General features: G+C 46.1%; 8 protein-coding genes. 3 read left to right on the top strand and 5 right to left on the bottom strand.

What is annotated here, in order from left to right; genetic code table 11:
- Positions 1–3: 3 nt before the first annotated feature.
- The 5 genes from KME11_11330 to KME11_11350 form a co-directional block, all read right to left on the bottom strand.
- Entirely contained in the window at positions 4–3,777 is a 3,774-nt protein-coding gene (locus tag KME11_11330) for a hypothetical protein (GenBank protein ID MBW4515807.1), read from the bottom strand.
- Between the two features lie 147 nt (positions 3,778–3,924).
- Positions 3,925–4,386 carry an ester cyclase gene (locus tag KME11_11335; GenBank protein ID MBW4515808.1) on the bottom strand — a complete coding sequence of 154 codons (462 nt, stop codon included), beginning with the start codon at positions 4,384–4,386 and terminating at the stop codon, positions 3,925–3,927.
- 50 nt (positions 4,387–4,436) lie between these two features.
- Positions 4,437–5,783, bottom strand: a complete 1,347-nt coding sequence (locus KME11_11340) for a hypothetical protein (GenBank protein MBW4515809.1) — start codon at positions 5,781–5,783, stop codon at positions 4,437–4,439.
- 370 nt (positions 5,784–6,153) lie between these two features.
- Positions 6,154–6,396, bottom strand: a complete 243-nt coding sequence (locus KME11_11345; protein ID MBW4515810.1) for a hypothetical protein — start codon at positions 6,394–6,396, stop codon at positions 6,154–6,156.
- A 196-nt stretch (positions 6,397–6,592) separates the two neighbouring features.
- Positions 6,593–6,913, bottom strand: a complete 321-nt coding sequence (locus tag KME11_11350) for a hypothetical protein (protein MBW4515811.1) — start codon at positions 6,911–6,913, stop codon at positions 6,593–6,595.
- A 289-nt stretch (positions 6,914–7,202) separates the two neighbouring features.
- Here KME11_11350 and KME11_11355 point away from each other — a divergent pair, with 289 nt between their 5' ends.
- From KME11_11355 to KME11_11365, 3 genes are all read left to right on the top strand, one after another.
- A complete protein-coding gene (locus KME11_11355) occupies positions 7,203–7,595 on the top strand; it encodes a hypothetical protein (GenBank protein MBW4515812.1) in 393 nt (130 codons plus the stop codon).
- A gap of 395 nt (positions 7,596–7,990) precedes the next feature.
- The gene (locus KME11_11360) at positions 7,991–10,180 is read left to right on the top strand and encodes a peptidase domain-containing ABC transporter (GenBank protein ID MBW4515813.1); all 2,190 of its coding nucleotides are present in this window, start codon (positions 7,991–7,993) and stop codon (positions 10,178–10,180) included.
- A gap of 16 nt (positions 10,181–10,196) precedes the next feature.
- Complete coding sequence (locus tag KME11_11365; GenBank protein MBW4515814.1) at positions 10,197–11,546, top strand: HlyD family efflux transporter periplasmic adaptor subunit; 1,350 nt, start codon at positions 10,197–10,199, stop codon at positions 11,544–11,546.
- Positions 11,547–11,708 lie beyond the last annotated feature (162 nt).

Raw genomic sequence — 11,708 nt, forward strand, 5'->3', positions numbered from 1 at the left:
TCCTCAGTCATCTTCCTCAAAGGCACCGAGAGACTTTAGTGCCGCTTTTTGTGCCTCTGTGAGTCCGGTAACACCTGTAATATTTAAGCCCTCATAGGGGCGATCGGCACGCCAGGTTTGCAAACAATTTCCGGTGGGTAAGTCCCAAAGTTTAATCGTTTCATCGGCGCTACCGCTGACTAGCGTTTGTCCATCAGGGCTAAAGCTGATGGACTCCACCCCTTTTCCGTGCCCTTGCAAGGTTTGCAAACAGGTTCCGGTCGGCAAATCCCAAAGTTTAATGGTCATATCAGTGCTGCCACTGGCAAGCCAAACTCCATCAGGGCTAAAGGCAAGAGTTTGAACCCAACCGGTATGTCCTGTTAACACCTGTAAGCATTCACCTGTGAACGCATTCCAGAGACGAATGGTTTGGTCATCGCTGCCGCTTGCGATTAAATTTTGTGATGACTCTTTACCCAATTTTTTACCAGTTAAGTATGCAACAGTGAGAACAAAGCGATCGTGCCCTGATAACACCCGCAGGCATTCGCCCGTTGAAGTTTCCCAAAGGCGAACTGTCTGATCTTCGCTGCCCGTGATCAGCTGCTGTCCGTCGGGACTGAAGGCGATTCCGTACACCCGCTGATGGTGTCCTTGCAGCGTTCGTAGTCGAGAGACGGAGGATGACGATCGCTGCTCACTCAATTTCTCACCCAGCGGCTGAGGGTAGAGGGATGTGACATCCCAAAGTTTGACCGTATTATCATTGCTGTTAGTGGCTAAGAGATTTCCTTGAGGACTAAACAAGACCCGACGTACTTGTCCCGATCGCTCTTGTAATACCTTTAAACAGCGCCCCGTATTAACGTTCCAAAGGCGAATGGTTTGATCATCGCCACCGCTTGCCATTAACTGCCCAACCGGACTAAATGCCACTGACCAAGCTCGCCCTTCATGCCCAATCATTTCTTGGCAAGCAATGGACTGAGAACGGGTCTGAGTAGAGGCGATCGCTTGAGATAAGATCGCTTGAGATGAAATTGCCTGTGGCACCTGCCATAGGCGCACAATGCCATCTTCGCTAGCACTGGCAATTTGATTACCTGCTGGGCTGAATGCCACTGACCAAACCAGATTTTTATAGCCTTGAAAAGTTTTAATACAGCGTCCAGTTTCAATGTCCCAAAGCTTAATGGTCTGATCATCGCTGCCGCTCGCTAACATGCGTCCATCGGGGCTAAATGCCACTGACCAGACTTTGCTCGTGTGTCCTGGGTATGTACTAAGACATTCTCCCGTTAATGGATGCCAAAGGCGGATTAACTGATCATCGCCTGCCGTGGCTAAGCAGTAGCTGGAGGACGTTTCAGATGAGGATTCCATAGGGTGAAATGCCACCGACCAAAGGCGGCGATCGCCCTCAAAACTTTGGATCAAAGCTCCCGTACCGCCGTCCCAAATCCGTACCTTGCCATCATCACCACTACTCGCTAGCAGGGCACCATCGGGGCTAAATGCCAGGGTACGAATTCGCTGTTGATGTCCTTCCAAAATCGCAGAGCAATCACCGTTCTCCAAATCCCAAAACCGTACTGTTTGATCTTCTCCTCCTGTTGCCAACAGAGGTAAATGGGGATGAAAAGCGATCGCGCAGACTCCTCCTTGGTGACCCGTTAACACCTGCAAGCAATCCCCTGTTTCTGCATCCCATAACCGAACAGTGCGGTCTTCGCTGACACTGCCCACCACGTTACCTAAGGGACTAAACGCCACCGCCCAAACCCAGTTGCTATGCCCCCGAAAGTCCTGATAACATTGACCACTGCTCACGTCCCAAGCGCGAATCACCCGGTCTTCGCCACTGCTGATAAACGTTTGGCTATTAGGACTAAAAGCGATAGACTTGACCCAGGCAGTATGTTCACGCCCTACGAAAACTTGTGTTCCATCCTGAGTTCGCCAAAGATGAATTTCACCATCTCCATCGCTAGTTGCAAACCATTCTCCACTTGGGCTAAATGCCACTGCTAAAATATTACCTAAGGTTTGAGCAAACACCGATCGCGATAAATCTGCTGCTGTAACATTGACATGTTTAAGCTTGGTATCTTGAAGATAAGCTTGCCAAAGAGACAGCCTAGAAAAATCATAGCCCGTCAAATCTATTCCCAGTTGTCGAAAGAGATTAAGTAAGTTTCCTCCAGCATAGCCAGGAGTATTCTCTATCTCAATCTGGATCGCTGTTAATCGCTCCGTTAATTTCTGTTGTGTTGCAGCCCCTCGCCATTCTGTCTTTAGTCTTTCTAGCAGAGGTTCTACAATCATACGTATCTGTTGACTGCGGATGTAATCCTTGGTCGTTGCCTTTAAAAGAGCATGGGACTGAAATAATCCGTGTAGTTCCGATGTTCTTAACTCCTGCTCAACCTGTTCAATCAACCGATCCGTCACATATTCCATGACGACAGGTTGCTGGGTATAGGTATCAATGTTCCTCTCAGTTAACGATCGCCGTCTCAACGAACTCATTGCATCCATCAGCTTAGCTTTAGGAATTGCTGTTACCAGATCAGCTTGTAAGTCAGTAAAGGCAAGGGGTTCACGGGCGATCGCCAGCCAATACATAATGTCCTGCTCTAATTTAGAAAGGCGATCAAACTGTTGTTGCAATAAAGTCCGAATATCATCAAAAATGATCGTCCCTTGTGCCAGAAACTCGGTGATGTTGCCCTCAAATAATTCTTGAATAGTGGTAGCAACAATTTTAAGGGCTAGAGGATTACCTCCATAGTGATCACTCAAGGCTTGCCAATCGACCGATGTGCCTACAAAGTGCCCTTTAGTTTGCAGAATCGCTTTGCTATCGTTTCCAGTCAAGCCGCTTAACCGGAGCGATCGCACAGGTAAATTTTCTCCTTCCAAAACCGTTAATTCTTTTGGGTTCTCGCGGCTCGTTAAAACGAGGCAGCTTTGATGAGGAGTTTGAGCAATCCGTCTAAACAATTCACGATAGTCCTCATATTCACTCTGGTAATCTCCTGAATATTTGCCACCCTGGAGAATTGTTTCTACGTTGTCAAGTACTACCAAACACCGCTGCGTTCGTAGATATTCCATTAAGCGCGCAATTCGACCTGCTACATCTGGCGGTAAGTCATTTTCCTGGACGCGATCGCCCGACAACACGCGAATTAAATCAGCAAGCAGGCTCTCAATCCTCGGCGCATTTCGCAGTGTCCGCCATATTATCATCTTAACCGGGGTTGCTGCCGCCCCAATTTCTTCAGTAAGGCGAACCGACAACGAGGTCTTACCAATGCCACCAATTCCTAGCAGAGATATCGAACGACACTGATCCTGTAAAATCCAGCGTTGTAGCAGTTCCAGTTCATCAGTGCGTCCATAGAAGCTAGAGACATCGATCGCTTCTCCCCAGTCGATTAGAGTCTGGTGTGGTGTAGGAGCGGGAGAAGAGGATGTAGGCGATGGCAGCGGTGGCTCTGCTAGAGAGATGGGGTGCGACCCTTGCGGTATCTGCGAAGCAGCGCGCCGATATCGTTCTACGACAGTGTGAATATTACTTTTACTCACTTTTTGCCCCAAGGCTTCAGAGAGTAATTGCCACATTTTTGCCCCTAGATCTTTGATATAGCCTTCGTCATACCCCATGCTTTCCGACATCGCAGCATAGGTTTCGCCATTCCAACAATGACGAAAAATCTGTTCCTGAAGATCGTTAAAATATTGTTGCTGTAATAAAGTCTCCAGTAGTGTTAGTGCTTCTTCTAGGGGCATGGTTCTAGGTTGATTAGGAGATCAATCTAGTATATCTGCATAGCTACTCAAGATTGAAGATTTTGGAAAAGTTGCACAGACCTGGCTGACTACTCAATGGTGCATATCTAGATACCTCAAAGCTCCTTCCTAGGAAGGAGCTTTGAATCAGACTTTATGGGCAGACATAAGATGCAGCGGCTCTGGCTCAGAAATAATGCCAAGCTGTTGCATGATAGTCATATCATCTCGAACGACAAAATGTTCTGAGATTTGATGATCTTGCACTCGTAAAATATGAATCTGCGGCTGACAAATTGATTTGCCAGTTGGCGATATTTCTAGAAACCCTGGAAAAATTCCTTGATGGGTGCCTGTGAGAGTACAACACATTACCACTTTATCGCCTTCTGCAATCAGATCTTGAATTTGGTGATGATGGTCAGGAAATGCGATCGTTAGCGTCTTGATGAACTGTTTCATTGATTCCCGATCTCTAGCCGCGACAGGTGTCGGATCATGGTTAATGAACTCAGTTTTTACGAGTTCGTCAATCAATTCAACATTACGTCGATTGAACACTTCTTCGTAAAAACGACGCACGATCGCCTTATTGGCTTCCATAGGCATCAGAGTCTCCTTTTGATAATTTTTGTCTGAATTGAGTTGATTACGGCTTATTAAGCTAGAGCAAAATCTGCCGCTGTAAAGTTTGCCTGTTGCGCTGCCGCATTAAGGTTCGTCAGGTTCGCCTGAACGCTGAAGGCACCCCCATCGCTTAAGTCTTGCGAAAAAACGGCTCGACTAATACCTAAAGTGCTGTTGAAGTAGACAAATATACCCTTGTCCGCCTTGATATTATTATTGGCGGCGATCGCTTGCGCAGCCGCACCCGCAGCCGCAAACTGACCTTCCAGAATTAACAAGTTACCATCCTGTAAGTTGCCAACCTGCCCTTTTTGGAAATTAAACTGGTTAATTCCAAACTGCTGTTTGCTAAACACGAGTTGATCAGTGCTGAACTCAAAGTCAGTAACCACATCCGGTTGATTGAGGTTTTGCCCTGGATTACCGCCTGAGAATGGATCAACTAAGAATTGGAATTTATCTTGACCTGCTCCACCGGTTAAGGTATCGCCTAATGTACTTGTGGGTGACACCACAATTTTGCCTGTGCCGCCCGTCAGAATATCATTACCTTCGCCACCATTAACCACAACTCGGGTATTGCTGGCTCTAGCATCTAGAACGTCGTTGCCTGCACCTCCATCAAACTGAATAACCTCTACTCCTGTCCCCATTAAATCATTCACTACAAATGTATCGTTGCCACCCTCACCGCTGACATCAAACACTTCAGCCGTATCTACAACAAGGTTAAATTGACCAATAGCTTGTCCATCTAATCCAACTCGCTCAAAAAAAGTTTTCCCAGTAGAGTTCTTACCCAAAACAAAGTTATCTCCTCGAGCAGGCGAACCATTTATCTCAATTGTATCCCGACCTTCATTCCCACTCATGACATCATTGCCTTCACCCTCATTCCAAACGAGTGTGTCGTCTCCTAAGCCTCCAATCATGCGATCGTTGCCTGTTCCTCCAATCACAAAGTCGTTTCCATCTCCACCATCAAGATAATCATTTCCAGATCCACCACTAACGTTATCATCGCCTGCTTCACCGTAAATTTTATCTCTACCCGAACCTCCATTTAAAGTGTCGTCGCCAGCACCCCCATAAATTTTGTCATTGCCAGCACCCCCAGAGATATCATCATCCCCTATGCCGCCCGAAAGTTTATCGGCACCAGCACCGCCTACAATCGTATCGCCGCCGCTGCCACCATCAATGATGTCATTACCTTTGCCGCCATCTGCTTCATCATTGCCCGCACCACAATCAATTTTATCGTTACCCGCACCTGCAATGCAGACATCATCACCAGCACCTGCTGAAAAGGTGTCGTTGCCCGGCGTACCATTCCAGATATCCGCAGCTTTTGTGCCTTTGTTTTTTACAGTAGCCATTTGATTTTCTCCGTAAGTTCTAAAGATTTAGATTGCTCTTGCAATAAGCACTAACTTACACGGCTTTCTGTTTTTTCCTAGTCAGAAAAAGTCGTGAAAAGTCGGAGATTCGTGGCAGACTTTTCACGACTTTTTCTGACTGTACGATCGCTGAGAACTTTTAATTTTTAATGGCAGCGTTGGTCAATAACAGTATAAAACTCCGACTCCTCTGCCATCTTACAAAAGGGGTTCTAAGCAGATTCATCCTTTCATTCAGCAATGCCAGAACTATTATCATCAGCAATCTGCTATATTGCAGTCAAACTAAAATGTGTGAGTAATCGAACCCAACTCTGTAGATCGTTAACGATTTTTTTGCGCCCCTAGCCTACAGGACATCAGTGCGATGCATTGATTCAATTAACTCTTCAACCGCTTCATCATCCGAGCATTGCTGCACTTGAGATTTGAACCACTCCATTTCTTTCGCTTCTGTGTCTTGTACCTCGTACACTAGCAATGTTCCTGCTACCCGCGCTAAGGTAAGTGGTTCATACAAAATGTGATTAAGTAGATCATGAGCATCTTGATATAATCGTTCTGCTACGCTCTGATCCAGCGATTTTCCCATTTGTAAGGCAATATCTTGCAAGCTTTGCTGAATCGATTGCTGAAGATCTTCTGGAAGAGATGGGTTCACGGGGTTAGGGGATACAGAATACAGATGTTTAAGAAGTCATTCTAGCTTTTGCTATCTTACTGACGCTAGTTGCGCAGCACCATATTTTACCTCGTTTATAGCTCCGTTGAGCGCATAACTGTCAAACTTAAATCCGTCGCGCTGCAACATCAATAACAAAGATACGAGAACTGCCTGATGAACCTTGAAGTCGAACTCGAAGCTTATTGAAGATTAGGGTTCCTTGCAGAGTTGTACCAGCATTCATATCAGAAGAAAAGAGCGATCGTACACCTGGAAAGATATAACTATCTGCAAAGAAATAATTAGGCGCAGACGGAACAGATATATTATTGGGATTTGTCAACGTGCCAGTAATCCAATCGCCGCTAGATTGAAGATGCCAAGATTGTCCTAGAACGGTTTGAAAATTCGAAGAGGCTGAGTAGACCGCGATCGCGCCTAGCACTGCATTGCCTAGATCACTGCGGAGTTCTTGATTACATCTAGATAAACAATAGCGAATAGCACGTTAAATTATTGCTTCTCGTAAATATTCTTTTGGGTATGTCTATTCTTCTCCGTCTTTTTCTGACTTTTTCCTACTGTCAGAACTGCATGAGTCAAATACATTGTGATCAGGTGAGGTCATCAGCAAGATATCCAGCGATCGAACTGCAATACCAGATCAGTCACAAAGATATCCCAAGGCTGTACACATTAACCCTCTTATCCTATCACTTAATTGGAGAAAAATCATGACACATTCTAATCAACTCAATGCGATCGATGAACAACTTTTTACAGAAGTATTGCCTGAACAAGCGGCGATCGTTGAAGGCGGTCTGCGCGTTCAGCTTCTGCAACTGCGCTGCTTAGAAGCAGGTGGTGGTTCTGACCGAGTATTTGCCACGTTCAATGGTACCGATACCAGCTTTGGTGCAACGAAGACTATGCGTAAAGGTAGTGTTGCTAACTTTAGTCAAGCTGGCGGTTCAGGTGCTAAGGTTACAGTTCGTCTGCGCGACAAGAGCAATAACAATGCTTCTCTAGGTAGCTTCGTTGTCTCTGGTATCAACGGCAATTCGCAGAAGCGCACTATCTCAGGGAACGGTTCTCGCTATGAAGTAACATTCACAGCACCGTTCTAGTGCTCTGTTGATTTTCTGTTCTGCTGATTTTTAATTGTGGGGTACCACGCAGTTAAATTCTTTAGCGTTGCTGAATGGAAGTACGAAAATCTAGTTCCCCTTCCCTACAAGGGAGGGAGTTAGGGGTTAGGTCAAATTGGCTACGCAGCTAAACAGACCTCTCCCCAACCCCTCTCCTAAAGGAAAGGGGCTTTAATTTAGGTTCATACTTTCATTCAGCAGCGCTCATACTTCCAATTCAGTCATGTCAATTTTTTGACAGATTAATAACTATTCTGTTGTGATCGATCCGTGATCGATCACAACAAACTTTCCTATCTGAAGGTAAAGAGAAAGACGACTGGCGTTCAAAAGTCATCTTTACTAGCCCCTGATTAATCCTTTTATTTACCCTTATGCGTTATCCAACTATCTTGCAACATAGCGAAGAAGACTGCGGTGCTGCCTGCATTGCAACCGTTGCCAAGTACTACGGACGAACCTTTGCCATCGCTCGGATTCGCGAAGCAGTAGGAACCGTGTCGCACGGTACAACGCTGCTAGGTTTGAGTCGGGGTGCAGAACTTCTAGGGTTTAACGTTCGCCATGTCAAAGCAACACCGCAAATGATCGATCGACTCCATGAAATTCCCTTGCCTGCTGTGATTCACTGGAAGGGATGTCACTGGGTTGTGCTATACGGAAAACGCGGCAACAAATATATTGTGTCCGATCCTAGCATTGGCATCCGGCATCTGACTCGGCAGGAGCTACTCATTGGATGGAATAATGGAATTATGCTGCTGCTACTGCCAGACGAAAGCCGCTTTGAGCAACAGCCAGAAGATCAGGTGGGTGGCTTTGGTCGATTTTTGCAGCGAGTGTTGCCCTATCGCTGGATTTTAGTTCAAGCGATCGTTCTGAATGTGGCGATCGGGCTGCTGTCGCTGGCTTCACCGTTAATGATGCAGCTTCTGACCGATGATGTGTTAGTGCGAGGAGATACGCAATTATTAGGCGTAGTGGCGATCGGTGTGATTGTGATGACATTAGTGAGGAGTGCGATCGGGTTAATTCAGTCGCATCTAATTGGTTATTTTAGTCAACGCTTGCAGTTTGGCTTGATTTTAGAATATGGACGTAAGCTCCTCCACTTGCCCCTGACTTATTTTGAAGGACGACGCAGCGGTGAAGTGGTTAGCCGAATTTCTGATGTCGATGAAATTCATGCCTTAGTCTCACAAATTGCCTTAGGGTTACCCAGCCAATTCTTTATCGCAGTCGTTTCTCTAGGATTCATGCTGTTCTACAGCGGAATTTTAACGTTAGCTTCACTGGTCGTCTTTGTGTTCGTAACATTGGTTAATTTGCTATTTCTGCCAATGCTGCGCCAGAAAACCCGTAGTCTGATTATGCTAGGAACCGAGAACCAGGGTTTTTTGGTAGAAACTTTTCGAGGGATGCAGATCCTCAAAACGAGCCACGCGACACCGCAGGCTTGGCAGGAATATCAAACCAATTTTGGTCGTCTCGCCAACCTTGGCTGGGGCATGATGAAACTGGAGCTATATAGCGGCACGATTACCGACATTCTCTCAACATTTGCGAGTATATTGCTGCTGTGGTTTGGTAGTTACTTGGTTATTAATCATACCTTGAGTATTGGTCAGCTTCTGGCTTATAACGGCTTGAGCGGCAACTTCTTCGGATTTTTAGCCTCGGCAGTTGGCTTAGCCAATGAATTCATCACGGCTCAGATCGTGATCCAGCGTCTTAATGAAGTCATTGATGCCACACCCGAAGATGAGCAGGATGCTAAAAAGCCTTGGGCAGAAATCCCAGTAGATGCAAATATTCTTTGTTCTGATCTAAGCTTTCATCATTCTGGACGAGTCGAGCTACTGAATCAGTTCTCGCTCAAAATTCCGGGTGGACAAACAACGGCGTTAATCGGCAAGTCTGGCTGTGGTAAAAGCACGTTAGTTAAACTGTTGTCAGGATTATATTCCCTTGATTCAGGAAACATTCGCTATGGCATTTACAATCAGCAAGATTTATCGTTAGATTGTCTGCGGCAACAGGTGGTATTGGTACCTCAAGAACCGCATTTCTGGAGCCGATCGATCATTGATAATTTCCGCTTTAGCGATCCACACGTTACGTTTGAGCAAATTGTTAAAGCCTGTGAAATTGTGGGAGCAGACGAGTTTATCAGCCAGTTACCTGATAAATATCAAACTGTACTCGGAGAATTTGGTGCAAACCTTTCTGGCGGGCAGCGGCAACGATTGGCGATCGCCAGAGCCATTCTCCCTAATCCACCTGTGCTAATCATGGATGAATCCACTGGCGCACTCGATCCAGCTAGCGAAACAGAAGTGTTAGACCGAATTTTGTCGCATCGCCAAGGTAAAACAACGATTCTAATTAGCCATCGTCCTAACGTAATTCAACGAGCCGATTGGATTGTCATGCTCGATCGCGGACAGATAAGCATTCAAGGAACTCCAACAGAATTATCTCAACAACCTGGCGTTCACCTCAAGTTTTTCAACCCTGTTACAGCGTCAGTGAATGGCTTTGCCCTCAAGACTGCTCATTCTTAACTTTAATGGAGATTTCATGCTTAATAACTCTGAATCAGGGGATTTACCTTTGTTACAAACCCAAGATTTTTTGCCACCGCTGGCTGCTTGGGTAAAGTTTGGTGGACTATTTATTCTAGGCACGATCGGAGTTGCAGTGGCGATCGCTTCTGTTGCACAATACCGAGTTACCGTCAAAGCACCCGCTATCATTCGTCCGACGGGTGAACTAAGTCTTGTGCAAGCCGCAACCGCAGGAACTGTAGTGCAAGTGCAAGTTCGCGAAAACCAGACCGTGCAGCAAGGTGAAGTCATTGCCAGAATTGACAACTCGCAGCTGCAAACGAAAAAAGCGCAGCTTCAAAATAGTATTGGGCAGGCAAGACTCCAACTTTTGCAGATACAGGCGCAAGTCCGTGCGATAGACAGCCAAATGACCGCAGAAACCGATCGCCGTGAGCACGCTATCGCCTCTTCTCAAGCTGAACATAGCCAACGGCTACGAGAGTATCAAGACCAGCAGATCATTTCTAGCGCTGAAGTGACACAAGCAAAAGCCTCTCTGCAAGCCACTTCTGCTGCATCCACCGCAGTTCAAGTAAAATTACAGCGCTATCGTCCTCTTGCTGCGGTAGGAGCACTCGATCGCGATCGGTTAGAAGAAGCAGAGCTAGCGGCGCAGCAGCAGGCGCAAGAAGTCGTGGCAGCAGAATCCAAGCTGCGACAGGCTGAGGCAATGCTCAATCCGACTTCAGCCGAGGTGATAGCGGCGACCGAGAAAGTTGCTCAAGAGCACGCCATGGGTGAGGCAACCCTAGCAGCTTTAACCAAAGAACAACAAGCGCTAACTCAGCAAAAAATTCAAATTGAAAATCAGCTAGAGCTAGATCGGCAAGAACTGAACCAAGTCCATCATGATCTCAGCAAAGCCACCATTACTGCCACTACTAATGGCACGATCGCTAAATTAACCTTGCGCAACGCTGGGCAGACAATGCAACCCGGCGAGGAAATCGCCCAAATTGTTCCTAGTAATGCACGATTAGTCATTAAAGCCCTGGTAGCCGCCCAAGACATTAGTAAAATCATTATCGGTCAAACTGCTCAACTTCGTATTTCTGCCTGCCCTTATCCCGACTATGGTACGTTATCGGGCGTTGTTAAATCAGTTTCCCCTGATGCGATCGCGCCGCCCAAAGCTTCAGAGGGCGCTGTGTCTTCACCCTATTATGAAGTTACCCTAGAACCGGAATATTTGATGTTAAGCCAGGGCGATCGCCGTTGCCAGATTCAAGTAGGTATGGAGGGTAAAATCGATATCGTTTCTAGAGAAGATACTGTGTTGCGATCGATATTGAGGAAAGTGCGATTAATTTCAGATTTGTAGAACTTATTTAAATTTTCCTGTTTCACATTAAGTGATCTCTCTATTCATCAACGCTAGATTTTCTAAGGAAATCTAAGGTAAATTATTCTTCTATGGGAAATTCTGAGCATATGAATTATCTGGTCAAAGATCGTATTCATTTCTTTTTTTAGAAATGCGCTC

The sequence above is a fragment of the Timaviella obliquedivisa GSE-PSE-MK23-08B genome (genome assembly GCA_019358855.1).
Classification (GTDB): Bacteria; Cyanobacteriota; Cyanobacteriia; order Elainellales; family Elainellaceae; genus Timaviella; species Timaviella obliquedivisa.

Coding starts and splice junctions, on each gene's coding strand:
- KME11_11360 (MBW4515813.1), top strand. CDS start 7,991: ATGCGTTATCCAACTATCTTGCAACATAGCGAAGAAGACTGCGGTGCT.
- KME11_11355 (MBW4515812.1), top strand. CDS start 7,203: ATGACACATTCTAATCAACTCAATGCGATCGATGAACAACTTTTTACA.
- KME11_11345 (MBW4515810.1), bottom strand. CDS start 6,396: ATGGGAAAATCGCTGGATCAGAGCGTAGCAGAACGATTATATCAAGAT.
- KME11_11335 (MBW4515808.1), bottom strand. CDS start 4,386: ATGCCTATGGAAGCCAATAAGGCGATCGTGCGTCGTTTTTACGAAGAA.
- KME11_11365 (MBW4515814.1), top strand. CDS start 10,197: ATGCTTAATAACTCTGAATCAGGGGATTTACCTTTGTTACAAACCCAA.
- KME11_11330 (MBW4515807.1), bottom strand. CDS start 3,777: ATGCCCCTAGAAGAAGCACTAACACTACTGGAGACTTTATTACAGCAA.
- KME11_11340 (MBW4515809.1), bottom strand. CDS start 5,783: ATGGCTACTGTAAAAAACAAAGGCACAAAAGCTGCGGATATCTGGAAT.